Source organism: Buttiauxella brennerae ATCC 51605 (genome assembly GCF_001654925.1).
Taxonomy (GTDB): Bacteria; Pseudomonadota; Gammaproteobacteria; order Enterobacterales; family Enterobacteriaceae; genus Buttiauxella; species Buttiauxella brennerae.
Genome location: NZ_LXER01000020.1, coordinates 65,945 through 86,215, shown reverse-complemented (window position 1 = coordinate 86,215; position 20,271 = coordinate 65,945). Strand labels below are relative to the sequence as shown.

Genomic DNA, 20,271 nt, shown 5'->3' with positions numbered 1-20,271 from the left:
ATCAATTGGCGATGAAACGTTTTTCATCAGTCAGCACTTGCAGTAATAACCCAAGCTGCGGCTTGGTTTCTTTGATGCTTTCACCTTTCAAATCGTACATTCGATAGTTGCCGTTGTTATCAAGCACCAGAGTCATGGTTGGCAAGGTAATCGCGAGGCTGTTGTTATCAGCGCCCACCACCCAGTTATTGCGGCGCGTTGCTGCGAACAGATCTTCACCCTGCGAATACTCATTTGCTGGATTTTTAACATGCAGCAGGCGCTGCATCAGCGTCGTCATGACATCCTGATGATCGGTAAGCTTGGTGATGGTTTGCGCAGGAGTACCAGGCCAGTGGATGACCAGCGGTACCTGAATACGTGAGCGTGACCATGCGAACGACCCTTGCTCTTTGCCAAGCGGCACACCATGGCCTGCGGTAATAATCACAACCGTATTCTGGAGTTTCCCGGAAGCATCCAGCGCATCGAGCACACGCTTGATTTGCTCATCAACATTATTTGCTGCACGGGCATAACGGCGATTAAAGGCCTGCTGATTGCTGTCCTGGGTAATAGATGTGCCATTAAAGGCAACCCATGAGAACCAGCGGTTATCATCAGAGGCGTACTGTGTCAGCCAGTTAATCCATTGCGATGCCGTTTGCCCGTCAGACTGGCTCTGTGCCGATGGCAAAGAGAAGTCAGAAAGCAGAGCCTGGCGGTACATTGACGAGTCAAAACCATCGGAAGCAAATAGCCCTAATTGATAGCCTTGCTGGTTTAATGCGGTAATTAATGCCGCTGGAATTCGGGCAGACAACACGCCATCCATATAAGCCGGTGAAATACCGTAGAACAGGCCAAAGATACCGTTATCAGTGCCGTTACCCGCGCTCATATGCTGGGTAAAGTTAATATTGCTGGACGCAAATTGGCTAAGGTTTGGCAGATCTTTCTGCGCACTGTCGGCATTCAGGCCATCAACAGTAATCAGTAATACATTATGCCCGGTACCCATATCGCGGAATTGTAAGTCGCTGAGCGGGTACTGCACGGATACGGCTTCAGGATTCCCCTGTTCCACAAGGCGGCGTTGATAATCTTTCGCATCCAGCAGGCCATGTTTTTCGAGGAAGCGGCGAGCCGTCATCGGGTAGGAGAGCGGCAGGTTGGCGCGCTGCATAGTAATCGGGCGATAGAAATTCGCATCGGCCCAGATATACATAATATGGCTGCTGAAAAACGCGACGAAGAACAGCACAACGACAGGTTTTGCGTAGTGCTTTCGGCGCCCCAGGCTGCGCAATTTCTGCCAACTCCAGGTCGCAAACAGCATTTCAATCAATAAAATGACTGGCACGCTGATAAACATCAGCTGCCAGTCTCGCGCCATTTCACTCTGGTCAGGGTTAATCACCAGTTCCCAGACGATCGGATTAAGATGGAGATGGAAGCGAGTAAAGACTTCACTGTCGATAAGCAGGAGCGTCATACCTGCGGTAGCCAGCGTCGCCGAAATAAAGCGCATCAGGCGTTGCGACATGACAACGAAGGTCAGCGGGAAGAGGATCAGCAAGTAAGTGGCGAAAACCACAAAGCTGAAATGGCCGATAACACTCAACCAGGAATAGATACGACCCGTGAGCGTTGCCGGCCAGTCAGCGACAAACAGATAGCGGCTACCCAGCAGCGTTGCCAGCAGGATATTGAACAGGGCGAACCAATGTCCCCAACTGACCATCTGGGAAACTTTTTCGCGGTAGCGCTGACGGTTAGTCACCATAACGTGTAACTACAATCCCTTAATGAGCTTAGTCTTCGCTCACGGAGGCTTGCAGCGCCTGCGCGAATGAGCTAGCCAGCGAGCGGCGTTGAGCAGAAGCCACACTGGTATTAATCAGGTTGGTGACCATATTTCCCAGAACCATCAGGGAAAGATCGGTAGGCGTTTGGTGCTTTTCCAGCACGTTCGCCAGTTCACTCAACAGTTCTTCGACGCGTTCGTCACTATAACGGGATATTTGTGGCATAAATTAACAATCAATTAGATTCAGGAAAGGGCGTTATCTTACCGTAGCAGGACCTATTTTTCTGCTTTTTTATCTTTCCCCTGCATACTTCAAGCTGCACATGCGTTGGCTGCCTTCTGCCGCTTGAATTATTGAGCGGATATTGCGTAAGGCTTCTGGCAATGGTTGAATACCGCCGAGTCTAAAAGGAGAGTTTATCATGAGTCTGGATATCGACCAGATTGCCTTACACCAGTTGATCAAGCGCGGCGAGCAGACACTTGAAGTCGTGCTGCGCGATTCTCTGTTGGCAACGAACGGCGCCGTAGAAGAAATGATGGCCGAATTGCACCGTGTCTACAGTGCAAAAAATAAAGCATATGGTCTGTTCAGCGAAGAGAGTGAATTAGCGCAAGCGTTACGTTCGCAGCGTAAAGGCGATGAGGATTTCCTCGCGTTCAGCCGTGCTGCGACAGGTCGCTTGCGTGATGAACTGGCGAAATATCCGTTTGCTGATGGCGGCATTGTTCTGTTTTGCCAGTATCGCTATCTGGCGGTGGAATATTTACTGGTCGCCGTGCTGAATAATTTAAGCAGCATGCGCGTTAACGAAGAGCTGGATATCAGTTCAACGCACCACCTGGATATCAACCATGCCGATATCGTGGCGCGTATCGATCTAACCGAGTGGGAAACCAACCCGGAATCGACCCGTTACCTGACGTTCCTGAAAGGGCGAGTAGGGCGTAAAGTTGCCGATTTCTTTATGGATTTCCTGGGCGCAAGCGAAGGCTTGAACGCGAAAGTGCAGAACAAAGGTTTGTTGCAAGCGCTGGATGATTTCACCAACGAAGCTCAACTGGATAAAAACGAGCGTCAGGCTGCGCGCCAGCAGGTTTATGCTTACTGCAACGAGCAACTCCAGGCGGGAGAAGAGATTGAGCTTTCCTCGCTTGCCGATGAGCTTCCGTGGGCCGTAGACGACAAAAACTTCCACGAATTTACCGCTGACAAAGGCTATGAACTTGAAGAAAGTTTCCCGGCTGACCGTGGCACATTGCGCCAGTTAACTAAATTTTCCGGTAGCGGTGGCGGGTTGACGATCAGTTTTGATGCGATGTTACTTGGCGAGCGTATTTACTGGGACCCGGCGACCGATACGCTGACCATTAAAGGCACGCCACCGAATCTGCGCGATCAGTTACAGCGCCGTAGTTCGGGGAAATAAACTGCACGGTGTATGTCGCTTGCGCTAATTCACCCTACAATTTAATTGCGTGTAGGTCGGATTAGTGTAGCGACATCTGACAATCCCTTGAGCAGAATGCAAAAAACCCGCCGAAGCGGGTTTTTTTCGAGCTAAATTCGCGATTAAGCGCGAACGAAGTCGATGTGGCTCAGTTTTGGCTTGAACGGGTGACGCTGAACAGCCTGAACTTTAACCTTAACTTCTTTACCGTCTACAACCAGAGTCAGAACTTCTTCGTAGAAACCTGGTTTAGCTTGCAGGTTCATTACGTTGTCGTGATCCAGTTCGATAGAGATCGCAGCTTCGGAACCACCATAGATGATTGCCGGGAATTTGTTAGCTGCACGCAGGCGGCGGCTCGCACCCTTGCCCTGCTCTTTGCGTTCTACTGCATTGATAGTAAACATTAACTGTTTCTCTCTTAAATATTCCTGTTACAGGCGACCCAGCAACAGGTAAGTGATCTGCTTTGCGGATGCAAAAGCGGGCGCATTATAGCCATTTCACGCGACATCAGCAATTAAAAGAACCTTTAGCCACGTAATTCATTTGCCCGGCGGAATCGACCTTCGTAATCAAATACCTTTTCACGCACGTTCCAGAAGTTGCCGTTCTTGCGGGCGACGACAAAATCCGGGTGGCGAAGCGCTGATTGCTGGGCCACCACATCGGCGGCATTGATCCAGCGCAGCGGCACACCAGGTGCTTTGCTGTGTGGGCGTATAAATAGCTGCTCGAAGGCCATACGTTGGGCAGGTGTTTGCAGGCGGAAGCGCTCACTAACATCAGCCCCATCTTCATCAAAATAGGTGATCTTCAGCCAGTCACCTTTTTCATCGCCACCGTGTTGTAGCGTCATTCCACCGCAACGCAGCACCAGCGCATCTTTTAATTTCAGCGCCGCTTTTAGCATATCGTCGGGATCGACCAGAACGTGGTCACACTGATGGCAGCGTCGTGCAGCGATATCGTTTTCAGCATGGCATTGTGGGCAATTTTTAAAGCGGAAGCGGTAATCGCACTGCTCGCGGGTTCCGTCATCATCTTCAAACCAGCCCTGGCAGCGGCGGCCAAAGTGCTCAATTAACTTGCCGTCGCTGGTGGTTTTGCCCCAGAACGTGTTGGCAAAACCGCATGAAGGGCAAAAAACCTGAACGGGCACATTGTCACTTTTGCCTTTTGCCGCACCGACCTCTGGGGTGAACAGGTCATGAGGGTTCCCGGCGTAATCGAGAATCAAACAATCTTTCTTGCCGGGAGCCAGGCGCAGGCCTCGGCCCACAATTTGCTGATACAAGCTGACGGATTCTGTCGGGCGCAAAATGGCGATTAAATCGACATGGGGCGCGTCAAAACCCGTGGTAAGTACCGACACGTTCACCAGAAAACGGAATTGCTGGTTTTTAAACGCTTCGATTAATGTATCGCGGGCAGGGCTTGGGGTATCTGCGGTAATCAGAGCCGCATCGTTTGCGGGCAGCAGCGCGGTGACTTCTTTGGCGTGCTCAACGGTTGAGGCAAAAACCATCACGCCATGCCTGTCGGCGGCAAACTCAACAATCTGGCTGACGATATGTGGGGTGATACGCTTTTGCTGTTTCAGTTCACGGTTAAGGTCGGCTTCGCTGAATAAACCGTTCGATTGTGCCTGCAATCGGCTAAAATCGTACTGCACCACGGGCATATCGAGGCGCTCGGGTGGCGTTAAATAGCCGTGCTTAATCATGTAACGCAGCGGTAATTCGTAAATGCAGTCGCGGAAAAGGGCATTTTCATTGCCACGAACCATGCCGTGATAGTGAAAATGGTAGATCCAGCCTTTCCCCAGCCGATAGGGTGTTGCGGTCAGGCCAAGCAGACGCAGTTTAGGGTTCGAGGTGCGTAAATGGGCGAGGATTTGCTGATACTGGCTGTCGTCAGAATCACCGATACGGTGGCATTCATCGACAATCAGCAACGAAAACTCGCCGTGGAATTGCTCTAGATTGCGGGCTACGGACTGGACGCTACCGAAAACGACTTTGCCGTTGCTCTCTTTGCGTTGTAGACCGGCGGCGAAAATATCGGCTTCCAGGCCAAGCGCGCAATATTTTGCATGGTTTTGCGCGACCAGCTCTTTAACGTGTGCAAGTACTATCACTCGCCCTCGCGCCACACGGGCAAGTTCGGCAATCACCAGGCTTTTTCCCGCGCCCGTGGGCAGCACAATCACCGCTGGGGTAATGTTTTTACGGAAATAGTGCAGCGTGGCGTCTACTGCTTCTTGTTGGTAGGGGCGTAAGGTAAAAGACATCGGCATTCCTGGCCTTCATCTTTCGAGCCACGGGGATGTTGGCTGTAACTCGAAATCTAAAGGGTATAAAAATTTTCGTACATGATAACGATGGCGGGATTATGGCATGAAACGGGGTTTTAGCTTGAGAGACTTTTCTATCTCGCTATACTGGCAAACTAATTAACAGGCAAACGAATTTTACCCATATAAACGGGCTGATGCCCGGCCAGCGGTTTTGTCCTGGTACCTCTTAGAAACAGGCAATATTTAATGCGACTCGATAAATTTATCTCTCAGCAGCTCGGTGTGAGCCGTGCTATCTCTGGCCGTGAAATCCGCGCAAGCCGTGTCACGATTGACGGTGAAGTGGTGCGTGATGCTTCTTTTAAACTGAACCCTGAGCACCAGGTGGAGTTTGATGGTCGTTCACTGACTCAGCAAGTTGGCCCGCGTTACTTTATGCTTAATAAGCCACAAGGTTACGTCTGCTCAACGGAAGACCCGGATCACCCAACCGTGCTCTATTTCCTCGACGAACCAATGGCGCACAAACTGCATGCTGCTGGGCGTCTGGATATCGACACCACCGGTCTGGTATTGATGACTGATGATGGTCAATGGTCACACCGTATTACTTCTCCGCGTCACCATTGTGAAAAAACTTATCTGGTGACACTTGAGAATCCGATCTCCGATGACACAGCAGAACAATTCACCGCTGGCGTTCAATTGCATAATGAAAAAGATCTGACGCTGCCTGCAACACTTGAAGTGATTACTCCGCTTGAAGTGCGTTTGACCATCAGCGAAGGCCGTTACCACCAGGTAAAACGTATGTTTGCGGCGGTAGGCAACCATGTGGTTGGCTTGCATCGTGAACGCATTGGCGCAATTGCTATGGATGCAGATCTCGCACCCGGCGAATACCGCACATTAACCGAAGAAGAAGTTGCCAGCGTTGGCATGCCACCACGTTAATTCCAGGAGGAAGCTTGAGCAGTAAGCAAAACTCGTCAATTGGTATTGTGGTGATACTTGGCCTGCTGGCCATGTTAATGCCGTTATCAATAGATATGTATTTACCGGCCCTGCCGGTTATTGCCTCGGAATTTGGCGTGCCAGCGGGCAGCGCACAAATGACGTTAAGTACCTATATTCTTGGCTTTGCTATTGGGCAGCTATTTTATGGTCCGATGGCAGACAGCATTGGCCGTAAGCCAGTGGTGCTGGGTGGTACGCTTGTCTTTGCTGCGGCGGCAATTGCTTGCGCGCTCTCACAAACGATTGATCACCTGATTGCAATGCGTTTTCTGCATGGCCTTTCTGCTGCAGCGGCAAGCGTGGTGATCAACGCCTTGATGCGCGATATTTATCCAAAAGAAGAGTTCTCGCGCATGATGTCGTTTGTCATGCTGATCACCACCATTGCACCGCTTGTTGCGCCGATGGTTGGCGGGGCAGTGCTGGTGTGGTTTAGCTGGCATGCAATCTTCTGGATCCTGGCACTGGCAGCACTGCTTGCATCAGCGATGATTTTCTTCCTGATCCACGAAACGCTACCTGTTGAACGCCGTCAGAAGTTTCACTTACGAACCACGATAGGCAACTTTGCGACGCTGTTCCGCCATAAACGCGTGCTGAGTTACATGCTGGCGAGTGGTTTTAGCTTCGCGGCAATGTTCTCATTTTTGAGTGCCGGGCCGTTTGTGTACATCGAACTGAACCACGTTGCACCGCAACACTTTGGCTACTACTTCGCGCTTAACATTGTCTTCTTGATTGTGATGACGCTGATTAACAGCCGTTTTGTGCGTCACTTTGGCCCACTGGCGATGTTCCGCTTCGGGTTATTCGTGCAGTTTGCGATGGCAATTTGGCTGGTGGTCAGTACCGGGCTGGATTTAGGCTTTTGGTCAATGGTGCTGGGGATTGCAGTGTTTGTCGGGTGCGTGTCGATGGTGTCGTCAAATGCAATGGCGGTTATTCTCGATGAATTCCCTCACATGGCAGGAACAGCATCTTCGTTAGCGGGCACGTTCCGTTTTGGTATCGGTGCGTTAACCGGCGCGCTGTTATCCATCGCCACATTTAATTCAGCATGGCCAATGATTTGGTCGATTGCCGTGTGTGCGACTTGCTCCATTGTGTTCTATCTCTACGCCAGCCGCCCGCGCTTAACCACTAAAAAATCCTAAAGTATGAAAACGGGTATCGCCAGGTGCCCGTTCTTTAATCCAAATCAACGAAATTCTCTCACAAACGCCTACACTTTGTTTCTTAAATGTAAACGCATCAACAACAAAAAGTCACATTCTTGTAGTTAAAAAGGTTGAGTTACATCGCAGAAAGCGTTACATATAGCGCCGAAACGTGTGCAGCACCACAAAAATAAAACGTTAAATATGAAATGGTAGACAAATAATTACAACGGATGTAAGCGGTTTCCAGGTTGTTTACACACAAAACATCAACATTGTGTTAACCTTTATGTAAATCGTTTGTGAAATAATTTTGGATTTTTTTGGGGACACCACAGTGAATACGTTACAACTTTCCATCGTTCATCGCTTACCACAGCGCTATCGTTGGCTGGCGGGCTTTGCAGGTTCCAGAGTTGAACCGATTCCGCAAAATGGGCAGAGCGCTGAAAATTGTCTGGTTGGGCTGAAATTACTGAGCGACAACAGCGAAGCAGCATGGCCGACTATGCAAAAGCTGAGCCTGGCGTTGCGCGATATTGAAGTGGACTCATCCATTGTTGAATGCGAAGGCGAGCCATGCCTGTTTGTAAACCGTCAGGACGAACTTGCAGCCACCTGCCGCCTGAAAAACTTTGGCGTCGCGATTGCGGAGTCGTTTTCCAGCACAAATCCCTTTTGACTCCCCGGTTTATACATCAGGCGAGTGACAGTAACTGGCGTGTATATTCCGCCTGAGGCGCGGCAAAAATCTGCTGACATGCCCCTTGCTCAACCACTTCTCCCTGTCGTAATACGACCACCTGATGGCATAACGACTTCACCACCCGCAAGTCATGGCTGATAAAAATGTAGGCCAGCTGATGCTTTTCCTGTAACGACTTCAGCAACGCAAGAATTTGCGCTTGTACGGAACGGTCGAGCGAAGAGGTGGGCTCATCAAGAATAATCAATTCCGGCTGCAAAATGAGCGCCCTGGCAATAGCAATACGCTGCCTCTGACCACCAGAAAACTCCGCCGGATATCGGTGCATTGTTTGCGGATCTAATCCTACTTCCTGCATGGCCACGATAACTTTTTGCTCACGTTCTGCCGCACTTAATGCGGGCTGATGGACACGCAACCCTTCTTCAATAATCTGCAAAACGTCCAGTCTTGGGTTTAACGACGAGTTTGGATCCTGGAAAACCACCTGAATACGATGGCGCACGGGCAACAACTTTTTGCGGGTAAGCCCATGTAGGCCAACCCCGTCGAACCAAATCTCACCGCTGGAATGAATAAGCCGGAGTAGCGCAAGACCAGTGGTACTTTTCCCGGAACCAGACTCCCCAACCAACCCGATGCTTTCACCTGCCCGCAGGGTAAAACTCAGACCTTTGATTCCGTAGTGATAACCCACCGTTTTTTTAAGTAGCCCTCGGCGAATAGGGAAGGAGACTTGTAACCCTTTTACGCTCAGAAGCGGTGCCGTGGTTTCATCGACCGGGCGTGGGCTGCCCGTTGGTTCGGCGGCCAGCAATTGTTGCGTGTAAGGGTGTTCGGGGGCGGATAACAATTTAGCCGTCGAGTTTTGCTCGACACATTTTCCGTGGCGCATTACCGCCACGTTATCCGCCAGCTTTTTGACGATATTCAGATTATGGGTGATGAACAACAGTCCCATATTGAGCTCTTGTTTGAGCTCGTTGAGCAGTTGCAAAATCTGCGCCTGCACCGTGACATCCAGTGCAGTTGTAGGCTCATCGGCAATCAGCAGTTCCGGGCGTGTGAGCAGCGCCATAGCAATCATCACGCGCTGGCGTTCACCACCGGAAAGCTGGTGCGGGAAGTCAGTTAAACGACTTGCGGCATTACGAATCCCGACTCTATCCAGGCAGGTCAGCATTTCAGCTCGTGCCGCTTCCCGGCGCATGCCGCGATGCAGTGATAACACTTCGTAGAGCTGCTTTTCGATATTGTGTAGCGGGTTCAGAGAAACCATCGGCTCCTGAAAAATCATGGCGATTTTATTACCGCGCACGGTGCGCAGTGTGCGCTCGGGAGCATGTAACAACTCCTGGCCTTTAAAGTAAATTTCACCCGACGGATAGACAACCGGGGGCGCTGGCAATAAACGCAGCACTGATAATGCCGTCACGCTTTTCCCCGAACCGGACTCACCAACCAACGCCAGCGTTTCACCGGCATTCACTTCAAGCGATAAATCATCGACCACTTGCCGTAGCGTGTCGCCGCTGCGAAAAGCCACAGACAGATGATTAATGGAAAGCAGTGGAGTTGTCATATCAGTGCGCCTTGCTCGGATCGAAGGCGTCGCGCACTGCTTCGCCAATAAAAATAAGTAACGTCAGCAATATTGCCAGCGAGAGAAATGCGGTGATGCCAAGCCACGGAGCTTGCAAATTGTTCTTACCTTGCAGCAGCAGTTCACCCAGTGACGGTGAGCCAAGCGGCAACCCAAAGCCCAGAAAATCCAGTGAGGTAAGGGTGGTAATCGAGCCACAAAGAATAAATGGCAGGAATGTGAGCGTGGCAACCATGGCATTTGGCAGCATATGACGGGTCATTATCGACCAGTCACTGACGCCCATCGCCTGAGCGGCGCGAATATAGTCGAAGTTACGCGTGCGAAGAAACTCCGCGCGAACGACACCCACCAGGCTCATCCAACCAAATAAAACCGTGATACCAAGCAACCACCAGAAGTTGGGCTGGATAACGCTCGACAGCAGGATTATCAAAAACAGCGTCGGCATGCCGGACCACACTTCGATAAAACGCTGGCCCCATAAATCCACACGACCACCGTAATAACCTTGCACGGCTCCCGCCAGCACGCCAATCACGCTGGAAAATAGCGTTAGCATCAGGCCGAACAGCACCGAAATACGCGTGCCATAAAGAATGCGTGCCAGTACATCGCCACCATTGGCATCAGTCCCTAACCAGTTTTGCTGGCTTGGCGGCGAAGGGAAGGGGACCGTGGTGGCGAAGTTAACGGCATTCGCACCAAAGCGAATCGGTGCCCACAACACCCAACCATTTTGGCTCAGGCGGTTGGCAAGCCATGGGTCCTGGTAATCAGCGGGAGTCGCCAGTGGGCCGCCAAAATCGCTCTCGCTATAATTGGCCATAAACGGGAAATACAGCCGCTCCTGGTAGTGCACGATTAACGGCCGATCGTTGGCGATCAGTTCCGAACCGAGGCTAAAGAGAAACAGAATGCCGAAGATCCATAACGACCAGTAGCCACGTTTATTTTGCCGAAACCTGGCCCAGCGAGCCTGATTGACTGGATTTAACTGCTTCATCCCCGGCCCTCAAAATCAATACGCGGATCAACCAGCGTGTAGGTAATATCACTCAAAATATTCAGCAACAGGCCAATCAGGGTGAAGATGTAGAGCGTGCCAAACATCACCGGATAGTCGCGAGAAATAGTTGAGTCGTAACCCAGCAAACCTAAACCGTTAAGCGAGAACATCACTTCAATGAGTAATGAGCCGGTAAAAAACATACTGATGAACGTGGCAGGAAAACCAGCTATCACCAGCAGCATGGCATTGCGAAATACATGGCGATAGAGGATTTTCTTTTCATCCAGCCCTTTGGCTCGCGCCGTAACCACGTATTGTTTACGAATCTCATCGAGAAATGAGTTTTTGGTCAGCATGGTTAATGTCGCGAAACCACCCACCACCGTTGCCAGCACCGGTAGCGTGATGTGCCACAGATAATCAAAGATCTTGCCGTACCACGGCAAGCTATCGAAATTGGTCGAGACCAGGCCGCGCAGGGGGAACCAGTCCAGGTAACTGCCACCGGCAAATAATACAATCAGCAAAATAGCGAACAGGAAGGCAGGGATGGCATAGCCAATAATAATGAACGTGCTGCTCCAGATATCAAAACTGCTGCCGTTGCTGACGGCTTTGCGTATGCCCAGTGGAATCGACACGATGTAGATGATCAATGTGCTCCACAGGCCAATTGAGATTGAAACGGGCAGGCTGTCTTTAATCAGATTGAGAACAGATGCGCTGCGAAACAGGCTATCGCCGAAGTCGAAACGCAGGTAATCGCCAAGCATTTTGAAATAGCGCTCATGAATCGGTTTATCAAAACCGTATCGGTGCGTGATTTCGGCGATCACTTCCGGATCAAGGCCGCGTGCGCCACGGTACTGGCTGTCGCCAACATTACCCACACCAACCCGCGCATGCCCGCTTCCCATCGAGTCTGTCGCCATTCCCGGCATCCCTGAGCCATGGCCAAATTGTATCGCGGCGATCGCCTGATCAACTGGCCCACCAGGTGCTATCTGCACGATGAAAAAATTGATGGTGATAATCGCCCACAGCGTAGGGATTATCAGCAGCAAGCGGCGTAACAGATAACTTCCCATATGTTCCCTTAACGCCGGTTTTCAGGTAGTTGAGCGGCTTTATTAACGTCATACCACCAGGTGTCAAACCCGGTTGTGTATAGCGGATGAATAGCCGGTTTTGAGAATTTGTTCCACCAGGCGAAGCGGTCTGAGGCCATGTACCACATCGGAATCATGTAATTATTCCAGGTTAGTACGCGGTCCAGCGCTCGCCCCAAGGGTAACAATTTTTGTTTATCGCCCTGGTTAGCGACAATCTGATTAATCAGTTTGTCGACTACCGGGCTTTTCACCCCGGGCGCATTATACGTGGAGTCGACATATTCTGAGGCCCATGAGATTTGCACGTCAGCGCTGGGATAAGGCATGGCGCTGTAAACCGTTGGCATCATATCGTAGTCACGACTGCGCAGGCGGTTAGTCAGTTGTGAGTTATCAACCTGGCGAATGTCCATCGTGATGCCCAGGCGCTGCAAATTATGCTGGAAAGGGAGCACCCACTGCGTGTTGCCCGTGGAGGGAATCAATAATTCAAAGGTAAAGGGTTTTCCCGTTTTAACGTTGATGAGCTTCTGGTCTTTAAGCTCCCACCCGGTCTCTTTTAGCATCGACAGTGCTTTAAGCAGATTGGCACGATCAAAACCATTGCCGTTGGTTTTCGGCGGGTTGTAGACAGTCGTGAAGACCTCTGGCGGCAAATCTTTTTTCATCGGAGCCAGTAGCGTGAGTTCATCCGCATTCGGAAAATCACGAGCGGCATATTCCGTATTCTGGAAATAACTGTTCGCCCGGCTGTATGCCCCATAGAAAAGCGCTTTATTCATCCATTCAAAATCAAAAGCCAGGCCAATGGCTTCACGCACTTTTCGGTCTTCAAAAATGGGGCGCTGAATGTTAAACGCCAGCCAGCGTGCATCTTGTGCCGCATCGTTTGGCCGTTCTTCTTTTACGATGAAATGGTTGGCAAAGTTTTTACCGATATAACGCGTGGCCCAATTTTTGGCTGACACTTCGCTACGATAATCGAACGCACCTGCTTTGAAAGCTTCGAAGGCGACGTTGTCGTCGAGGTAATAATCATAGCGGATGGAGTCAAAATTCCAGCGGCCACGGTTTATGGGCAAGTTTGCCGCCCAGTAATCCTTAACGCGGGAATAGGTGATGTACTGCCCCATGCGCCACGCCGTAATTTTATAAGGGCCGCTGGCCGGTGGGGGAGCAGAAAGTGGGTCACTGAGTTTGTGGTCTTTCCAGAACTTTTCAGGGAACACTGGCAGCGAGAACAGCCCTAACATCCGTTCTTTACTGGGTTGTGCAAGTTCGATTCGCACCGTTAATGGCGCGATGGCTTTCACGGTCGCGCCCTTATAAACCAGGCGAAACTGCGGCACACCTTCAGTCATAAACTTATTGAAGGTAAAAGCGACATCGCTGGCCTTAATGGGGGTTCCGTCATGAAAACGCGCTTGCGGATTAATTTCGATTTCGGCCCACGCAAAGTTACCTGGGTAGCGCGCCATTTCACCGACCAATGGGTAGTAACTTCCGGGCTCATCATCTGAGGTGGCAAACAGCGAGTCATACAAGGATTCGGTGCGCACGCCTGGATTGCCACGCAGGGCATAACGATTGAAGTTATCAAAAGTACCAATCGCTGACAGCGTGATGTTTCCGCCTTTAGGTGCCGCAGGGTTTACGTAATCAAAGTGAGTGAAGTTGATGGCGTATTTAGGCTCACCTAAAACGGCAAAGGAATAGCTTTCCTTGATGTTTTCAGCAAGGCCTGGGGCTGCAATCAGGCAAAGGCTCAGCAGGGCGAGGGTGCGGGCAAACATCGTATTGGCCAATCCTTGTTAGGGGGGAGATTACCTTATCATTTCATCCCGAAACAATATCAATACCCAGGTAATGCACCACCGCATTATAACATCATGATGGTAAATCATAAGTTATGCCTGTGATACTTCAAGCTGCATCTTCTGGGCCATGGATATTGCTGGCAGGGAGTTTGACATTACTGGCGGATAACCAGCTCATCGTACGTTTTTTGCTGGTCTTCCCAATGCTGCAATTGTTCAAGGGTGAGAGGGCGTGAGAAATAATAGCCTTGTAAGTAATTTACACCCTGGTCAATCAACCATCTGGCCTGTTCAGGCGTTTCCACGCCTTCAGCAACCGTTGTCATACTCAGCTTGCGTGCAAGCGTAAGCACCGCATCAAGAACCGGAGAGGTGACGGTTTCAAAGCCGATAGAGTTAACAAAGCCGCGATCTATCTTCAAATAATCCAGGTTGAAACGCTCGAGATAGATAAGCGCACTGTGCCCGGTACCAAAATCATCCACTGCGATTTCATACCCTTGCTCATGCATCCAGGTAAACAGGCAACTGGCTTCGTTTTCTTTAATCATATCGCGTTCGGTAATTTCGAAAATAAGCTGGAAATGATGAGGAGGTAACGAGGCTGCAAAAGCTTGAATATCTTCTTTAAAGGTCGGGGAGTGCAGGTGGCTGGGCGCCAGGTTCACACCGAGTCGGGCACCAGGTGGTAAAACATGCTGGAGTTTTTTAGCATCACGCGCGATCAATTCAAACAAATGGCGAGTGAGGGGAACAATCAGCTGTTGAGCTTCTGCGAAAGCGATAAACGCATCCGGAGGAATGGGGCCGGCAATTGGATGGTTCCAGCGCATTAACACTTCAACGCCAGACATCTTTAAATCTTTGGCATTCACCACGGGCTGATAGACGACATAAAATTGCCCGCGTTTGATGCCGGTCAGAATTTCTTTGCCAGAGCGTAAACGCATCGTCAGTAAATAAGCGCACAGCGCAGAGCACAGAATGCCGAAGATAAGCCCGGTAAGGATTGAGATTTGAATATCTTCAGCAGGCCAGGTTTTGCCATACAGCGCAATCTTGATGGGGTAACCCTGAAGGGAGATAACGCGCGTAGGGTGTGGCGGCAGCTCGGAAACATTCATCACGTTGCTGGAAAGCGTGGTGAGTGCTTTATCACCCGCGATTATCGCCATCGAAACCATATTACTCTGGCGAGTTGAGAAGAGTAAATACGGAGTGAGGTTGACATTCAGCGTGGCAAAAACACCGCGTTCGGCCATCACCGGGTTTTTAAACCACGCTGCGATGGTTGGCTTTCCCGGCATCATAGGTGTTCCTGACAAAATGACCAGATCGATGTTTTCATTAATGTCGATATCAGGAACAAGCTGGTGCATGTCCATCAACATGCTGCCGGTTGCCGAAGAGCAGTAGGCGTCGCCGTCACGCACCAGCACAAAGGCCCGGACGTTGGCATTGAAGGCTGCGAGTGAAGTGAGTTCGCCTGAAACCTGGTGGCAATCAGCAAGGGTCAACGGCTGAATGCTGCTGGTGGTGGACTGAAGCTCCCGGAAGAAGGTGCCCAGATATTCGCGCATGTCTTCCGTGAACGTGTCATAACTTGCTTCACGTTTGCTGTGGAGCGTCAGGCTGGTTATTCCACCAATCAGCAGCGCGGCAAGTACGCCCGCCAAAATACTGAAGGCGGCAATTTGCCGGACAGAGGTAAAGTAACGTGAAAAAATATTTTTAGAAAACATGTCTGAATGGTTCCTGCAGGCGCAAGAGACTTATTGTTTATTTGCGTTTTTTTGGACTATAACGCAAAAACTATCAATACGTCATAAAGTTTCGAACGAAAATCACCATCATTTTATAATTGTTTAATTGGGTGAATTTTAAGCAATAAAAAACGCTGCATTAAGCAGCGTTTCTTGTCTCGTCATATTGTTGTTTTGCAGTACAGCCAAGGGAGTAACTGTCTGCAACGTTCGCATTAACTGCGACTCAATACACGTCGGGCTTCGTTGTAGCGCTTTTTCCAGTAAGGCTCATCCATGCTTGAAATCGTCACACCACTGCTGGTGGAAGCATGTACAAACTGATTATTACCGATATAAATACCAACATGTCGACCCGTTGAACCTGCGCGGAACAGAACTAAATCGCCAGTACGTAATTTGCTACGTGAAATCGATTTACCTGAATCCTGCTGTTCAGAAGTTGAACGAGGCAACTCTAACCCAAATTGTTCACGGAATGTGCGCTGTACGAATGCAGAACAATCAATACCGCTTTTATTACTACCACCGAGGCGATAACGCACGCCTTTCCAACTTGCATATTGATCCATAAGACGTGATTTCACATCTACATTACGGACCATCTCTTCGAATTCATCCTGAGAAGCTTGCAGTAAAAAACCATCTTTATTGCCGACTGCATGCGTCTCAGAATGCATATTTGCGGTGTTTGTCGAACTACATGCTGACAGCAATACTGCCACAGCAACAGCGGGAATTACCCGCAAGATATATCTCAAAATAGGCTGAGACTTGACCATTATGTTTGTTATCCCTTGATGTCCTTAACGATAAATATCGTTATACAAAATACCAACGTGACGAGACTAATTATCTATACGTAATGAAACAATTGCTTATGAGCAAAACTGTGGCATGACGCACAAATTTATTCACACTGCGAATGAATTGGCTAAAAGCACAAAACGTTCTCGAGGTTACCTCATCAACACAGGCATGGCGAGTGGTTTTCACTGAATTTTTATAAGAAATTGTGATGTTAAAATCTAATGAGTAATATTGCGCGTTTGTTAACCATAGCGGTTGCTTATCTGTGCAGGTGACTCATTTGCCTGGGGAATGGAAGGGGTTAAAAATCGAACGGAATTTGGCAGTTGGAACGGAATTATCAGGGATCGTTTCCAATCCCTGATGATTAGCGTTAAACCATGTTTATTTTATGTTAATGAATGGGTTTGTTTTTGCCTGGTAAATAGCGATCCAGTAGATTAATTAACCCATCGCTTATTGTGGTTAATAGCACCCACGGTAAGCAAACAAGCGCAACAGATAACGAGCCAACAAAGATATCCGTAAACCAATGTGCGCCGATCATCATGCGCGGCATGATGAAAATCAGGAAAATAATAACGGCTATAACGAACGCTTTTTTGCCGAAATAGCGCAGCATGAACCCAGTGAAAATCAGCAGCATTAATCCGTGATCGCCAGGAAAGCTGTCTTTCGAAGCATCTTTCGTAGGGAAATGCAGCAATTCACTGACGCGATGGATATCGGTGAAATACAGCGTTGGGCTGACGTGAGACTCCGGAATCAAATGGCCGAGCTGGTTAATAATAATTGCGCAAAATAGCATCACAATACCCATGATAACGCTGCGTCGGCGTCCGGTTGCTGACTCTTTGCGCCAGTAACAGAAAAACAGTGAGCCCATCGCTAATAGCGAAATGGCATCGAACACCCGGTTGTTGGTCACGGCAACAAACACCAGGAAGGCGTGGCTCTTCACCAGCTCGCGGTTAAAGAAATGGAAGACCCCTGAGTCCAGGGCAAACCAGAAACCATGCCCTTCGGGTAGGAACCAACTAAAAAATAGTGCTAACCCCAGTGCATTGAGCACCAGGATTGGAGTAAATCGAATAGTATTCATACAAAATCACGAGATATTTTAACAAAGGTGAAAGGGTAGGCTTACAAACTTAAACGGAGTTTCAACAGCGAGTTTTGTAGCGCATTCCAGTCAGTGTCACCGCTATGAATTAACTCAATGCGGCTGTCAGGTGGGGCTACGTTCTGCGTTTCGATATGAAAATCATGGCCCTGGCGGTTGATACGCACTAAACCTTCTTTAATGCGTAGCACGCCTTTAACGCGGTCAACGGGGGCCAGTCTAGCCCATTCCAGGATCCCGACTGTGTCGAAAAGTGTGTCGGCGTCAAAAATCCAACCGCAACCCACATAACCCTGACCACTGTTAATGCTGCGTCTCCAGCGCTGGTGTTCGGGCAGGCTTAATGCTGCAAGACCACGTGTTGCGGCATGACTGTGATTATGTTCCGGGCTGGAAGGAAGCTCGCGCAGGTTCTGACGTGGTCGGTCGAGAAGAGTGATGTCAATGTTGCCGTTTTGCGCACCGATAATGTCACGCCCGCTAGCTTCACGCTGTTGCCACTGCGCCAGCGCAAGGCGGCTTTCATCACTTGCGCGGTCTTCTTTATTCGCAATGATGATATCGGCAGCTGCGAGCTGATCGCGGAAATTATCATTACTGACAGCCCGCTCATCGAGCAACTGGCGCGGGTCCAGCAGGCAGAGTGTGGCATTGAGTTCAATCCACGGATGGTAAACTTCGGCGGTCAGCATATCGAGGATTTGTTTCGGGTGGCCTAGGCCCGTGGGTTCAATGAGCAGGCGATCGGGCTTGCCCTGGCGCAGCAGTGTGTTCAGACCAACTTGCATCGGCAGCCCGTTGACACAACACATACAACCGCCGGGGATCTCTTTTAATAATGCACCGCTGTCGGCCAACAATGCGCCGTCGATTCCGACCTCACCGAATTCGTTGACCAGCACGGCCCATTTTTCATGTTCAGGTTTATTTGCCAGCAAATGCAAAATGGTGGTGGTTTTACCGCTACCGAGAAAACCGGTAATCAGATTGGTTTTAGTCACAAGCGCTCCGGACAGGTTAAGTGAACCTTACGTGATGGTTAATTATCACTATCCTGAACAACAATTGCCAAAAAATGAAGCCTGAGCGCACTTCACATCCTTGTGAAGCGGGTTAAAGGCATTGATTGTTAAATTAACGGGCCAGATCTGCGACCGCAGCACGTGCACCTTTTTTGCCTAACTCATTCCAGGCAGCAGTGATACGCTCGACGAATAGCTCATCTGCGGGTAAGTCGCTGCCAAAGATTTCATGCAGGCTGAGCAGGGCAGGGACACGTTCGTTAAGGGTGCTACTTTCGACCAGCGTTTTAATTTTTCCAGCTAATGGGTCGCGAATATCAATTTCGTTGCCCGCGTCGTCAATGCCGCTGACATAACGCATCCACCCGGCAACGCCCAAAGCAAGGCAAGGCCACTCATCACCCTGTTGCAGATGCCAGCGAACACTCTCAAGCATACGTTGCGGCAGCTTCTGGCTACCGTCCATGGCGATTTGCCAGGTGCGGTGTTTCAGCGCCGGGTTATCAAAACGCTCGAGCAGGTTGTGGGCATACTGCTGTAGATTTACGCCCGTAACGCGCAGTGTTGGCGCTTGTTCTTGCATCATTAAACGATGCGCTGCCTTGCGGAAATTCTCGTCTGCCATGCAGTCATTAATATGTTGATAGCCTGCGAGGTAGCCGAGATAAGCAAGGAATGAGTGGCTGCCATTGAGCATGCGCAGTTTCATTTGTTCCCAGGGCATCACATCGTCAACCATCTCGACGCCCACTTCTTCCCACGCCGGGCGGCCTGCAACGAAATTATCTTCAATCACCCACTGGATAAATGGTTCGCCGGAAATAGCACACGGGTCTTCAACACCTAATGTATCGGTGATCTCTTGCAAGGATTCTGGCGTTGCCGCAGGCACGATTCTGTCGACCATGGTGCTCGGGAATGTCACATGTTCGCGGATCCAGTCGGCCAATTCATGGCTGCGGGTTTCAGCCATGCCAATCACAGCATTGCGCACCACATGGCCGTTGTCAGGAATGTTGTCACATGAAAGAACTGTAAACGGGCGCAGCCCGCGTGCGCGGCGGCGATTCAGGGCTTCCACCAGGATTCCTGGCGCGGAGTGCGGCTCTGCCGGGTTTTGCAGATCGTGAATAATACGTTCGTTGTTGTTGTCGAGTTTGCCCGTTGCCGGGTCGATGCAGTAACCCTTTTCCGTTACGGTAAGTGAGACAATCGCGACCTGTGGCTCGCAAAATTTCTCAATAATGGCATCAAGGCCATCAAGTTTTGCATTCAGGCATTCATTTACCGCGCCAACAATAATCGCCTGATTGCCGTCGCGACCTTTTTCCAGCACGGTGTATAAATGATCCTGCGCACGCAGCGAACTCATCAGCTTATCGCCGCTAAACAGGCTAATTTCGCAGATACCCCAGTCACCCCCTAATTTATTCAGTACTCGATTGGTCAACAGCGCTTGGTGCGCGCGATGGAACGCCCCAAAACCAAAATGGACGATGCGAGTTTTTAAAGCCTTGCGGTCATAAAGAGGCTGTTGAATATCGGCAGGTAACGTGACTGAAGCAATTGTGTTCATAAAATGCAAATCCT

General features: G+C 50.0%; 17 protein-coding genes. 4 read left to right on the top strand and 13 right to left on the bottom strand.

What is annotated here, in order from left to right; translation table 11 throughout:
- Position 1 precedes the first annotated feature (1 nt).
- Positions 2-1,765, bottom strand: a complete 1,764-nt coding sequence (gene yejM / locus M975_RS12225; protein ID WP_064559757.1) for an LPS biosynthesis-modulating metalloenzyme YejM — start codon at positions 1,763-1,765, stop codon at positions 2-4.
- Positions 1,766-1,793: 28 nt separating this feature from the next.
- Entirely contained in the window at positions 1,794-2,012 is a 219-nt protein-coding gene (locus M975_RS12220; protein ID WP_064559754.1) for a YejL family protein, read from the bottom strand.
- A gap of 199 nt (positions 2,013-2,211) precedes the next feature.
- Between M975_RS12220 and yejK the strand changes: the two genes are divergently transcribed.
- Positions 2,212-3,219, top strand: coding sequence for a nucleoid-associated protein YejK (yejK, locus tag M975_RS12215; RefSeq protein WP_064559752.1), 1,008 nt, complete (start codon positions 2,212-2,214; stop codon positions 3,217-3,219).
- Positions 3,220-3,362: 143 nt separating this feature from the next.
- On the opposite strand, the gene rplY is transcribed toward yejK, so the two are convergent.
- Both rplY and radD read right to left on the bottom strand, forming a co-directional pair.
- The gene (gene rplY, locus M975_RS12210) at positions 3,363-3,647 is read right to left on the bottom strand and encodes a 50S ribosomal protein L25 (protein WP_034497069.1); all 285 of its coding nucleotides are present in this window, start codon (positions 3,645-3,647) and stop codon (positions 3,363-3,365) included.
- A 125-nt stretch (positions 3,648-3,772) separates the two neighbouring features.
- Positions 3,773-5,533 (bottom strand): DNA repair helicase RadD, encoded by a 1,761-nt coding sequence (gene radD, locus M975_RS12205; protein WP_064559749.1) that lies wholly within the window; start codon positions 5,531-5,533, stop codon positions 3,773-3,775.
- A gap of 252 nt (positions 5,534-5,785) precedes the next feature.
- On the opposite strand from radD, the gene rsuA reads away from it, so the two are divergent.
- From rsuA to M975_RS12190, 3 genes are all read left to right on the top strand, one after another.
- The gene (gene rsuA, locus M975_RS12200; RefSeq protein WP_064512560.1) at positions 5,786-6,493 is read left to right on the top strand and encodes a 16S rRNA pseudouridine(516) synthase RsuA; all 708 of its coding nucleotides are present in this window, start codon (positions 5,786-5,788) and stop codon (positions 6,491-6,493) included.
- A 14-nt stretch (positions 6,494-6,507) separates the two neighbouring features.
- Positions 6,508-7,710 (top strand): Bcr/CflA family multidrug efflux MFS transporter, encoded by a 1,203-nt coding sequence (locus tag M975_RS12195; protein WP_064559746.1) that lies wholly within the window; start codon positions 6,508-6,510, stop codon positions 7,708-7,710.
- 340 nt (positions 7,711-8,050) lie between these two features.
- Positions 8,051-8,395 carry a YejG family protein gene (locus tag M975_RS12190; protein ID WP_064559743.1) on the top strand — a complete coding sequence of 115 codons (345 nt, stop codon included), beginning with the start codon at positions 8,051-8,053 and terminating at the stop codon, positions 8,393-8,395.
- A 16-nt stretch (positions 8,396-8,411) separates the two neighbouring features.
- On the opposite strand, the gene yejF is transcribed toward M975_RS12190, so the two are convergent.
- The 9 genes from yejF to M975_RS12145 all read right to left on the bottom strand — a co-directional run bounded on the left by yejF (position 8,412) and on the right by M975_RS12145 (position 20,257).
- Positions 8,412-10,001 carry a microcin C ABC transporter ATP-binding protein YejF gene (gene yejF / locus M975_RS12185; RefSeq protein WP_064559741.1) on the bottom strand — a complete coding sequence of 530 codons (1,590 nt, stop codon included), beginning with the start codon at positions 9,999-10,001 and terminating at the stop codon, positions 8,412-8,414.
- A gap of 1 nt (position 10,002) precedes the next feature.
- Complete coding sequence (locus M975_RS12180) at positions 10,003-11,028, bottom strand: microcin C ABC transporter permease (protein ID WP_064559738.1); 1,026 nt, start codon at positions 11,026-11,028, stop codon at positions 10,003-10,005.
- The gene (locus M975_RS12175) at positions 11,025-12,122 is read right to left on the bottom strand and encodes a microcin C ABC transporter permease YejB (protein WP_064559736.1); all 1,098 of its coding nucleotides are present in this window, start codon (positions 12,120-12,122) and stop codon (positions 11,025-11,027) included. Before M975_RS12175 ends, M975_RS12180 begins: the two co-directional genes overlap by 4 nt.
- Before the next feature lie 8 nt (positions 12,123-12,130).
- A complete protein-coding gene (locus M975_RS12170) occupies positions 12,131-13,939 on the bottom strand; it encodes an extracellular solute-binding protein (RefSeq protein WP_064559734.1) in 1,809 nt (602 codons plus the stop codon).
- 179 nt (positions 13,940-14,118) lie between these two features.
- Entirely contained in the window at positions 14,119-15,705 is a 1,587-nt protein-coding gene (locus M975_RS12165; RefSeq protein ID WP_064559731.1) for a cyclic di-GMP phosphodiesterase, read from the bottom strand.
- 236 nt (positions 15,706-15,941) lie between these two features.
- Positions 15,942-16,508 (bottom strand): bifunctional murein DD-endopeptidase/murein LD-carboxypeptidase, encoded by a 567-nt coding sequence (gene mepS, locus M975_RS12160; protein WP_064559728.1) that lies wholly within the window; start codon positions 16,506-16,508, stop codon positions 15,942-15,944.
- Positions 16,509-16,930: 422 nt separating this feature from the next.
- Positions 16,931-17,638 carry a phosphatase PAP2 family protein gene (locus M975_RS12155; RefSeq protein WP_064559725.1) on the bottom strand — a complete coding sequence of 236 codons (708 nt, stop codon included), beginning with the start codon at positions 17,636-17,638 and terminating at the stop codon, positions 16,931-16,933.
- Between the two features lie 41 nt (positions 17,639-17,679).
- A complete protein-coding gene (locus M975_RS12150; RefSeq protein WP_064559722.1) occupies positions 17,680-18,660 on the bottom strand; it encodes a CobW family GTP-binding protein in 981 nt (326 codons plus the stop codon).
- Between the two features lie 133 nt (positions 18,661-18,793).
- Positions 18,794-20,257 carry a mannitol dehydrogenase family protein gene (locus M975_RS12145; protein WP_064559719.1) on the bottom strand — a complete coding sequence of 488 codons (1,464 nt, stop codon included), beginning with the start codon at positions 20,255-20,257 and terminating at the stop codon, positions 18,794-18,796.
- Positions 20,258-20,271: the final 14 nt, after the last annotated feature.

Excerpts from the sequence above, each read along its gene's own strand:
- yejM (WP_064559757.1), bottom strand. The coding sequence starts at position 1,765 with ATGGTGACTAACCGTCAGCGCTACCGCGAAAAAGTTTCCCAGATGGTC.
- M975_RS12220 (WP_064559754.1), bottom strand. The coding sequence starts at position 2,012 with ATGCCACAAATATCCCGTTATAGTGACGAACGCGTCGAAGAACTGTTG.
- yejK (WP_064559752.1), top strand. The coding sequence starts at position 2,212 with ATGAGTCTGGATATCGACCAGATTGCCTTACACCAGTTGATCAAGCGC.
- rplY (WP_034497069.1), bottom strand. The coding sequence starts at position 3,647 with ATGTTTACTATCAATGCAGTAGAACGCAAAGAGCAGGGCAAGGGTGCG.
- radD (WP_064559749.1), bottom strand. The coding sequence starts at position 5,533 with ATGTCTTTTACCTTACGCCCCTACCAACAAGAAGCAGTAGACGCCACG.
- rsuA (WP_064512560.1), top strand. The coding sequence starts at position 5,786 with ATGCGACTCGATAAATTTATCTCTCAGCAGCTCGGTGTGAGCCGTGCT.
- yejF (WP_064559741.1), bottom strand. The coding sequence starts at position 10,001 with ATGACAACTCCACTGCTTTCCATTAATCATCTGTCTGTGGCTTTTCGC.
- M975_RS12180 (WP_064559738.1), bottom strand. The coding sequence starts at position 11,028 with ATGAAGCAGTTAAATCCAGTCAATCAGGCTCGCTGGGCCAGGTTTCGG.
- M975_RS12175 (WP_064559736.1), bottom strand. The coding sequence starts at position 12,122 with ATGGGAAGTTATCTGTTACGCCGCTTGCTGCTGATAATCCCTACGCTG.
- M975_RS12170 (WP_064559734.1), bottom strand. The coding sequence starts at position 13,939 with ATGTTTGCCCGCACCCTCGCCCTGCTGAGCCTTTGCCTGATTGCAGCC.
- M975_RS12165 (WP_064559731.1), bottom strand. The coding sequence starts at position 15,705 with ATGTTTTCTAAAAATATTTTTTCACGTTACTTTACCTCTGTCCGGCAA.
- mepS (WP_064559728.1), bottom strand. The coding sequence starts at position 16,508 with ATGGTCAAGTCTCAGCCTATTTTGAGATATATCTTGCGGGTAATTCCC.
- M975_RS12155 (WP_064559725.1), bottom strand. The coding sequence starts at position 17,638 with ATGAATACTATTCGATTTACTCCAATCCTGGTGCTCAATGCACTGGGG.
- M975_RS12145 (WP_064559719.1), bottom strand. The coding sequence starts at position 20,257 with ATGAACACAATTGCTTCAGTCACGTTACCTGCCGATATTCAACAGCCT.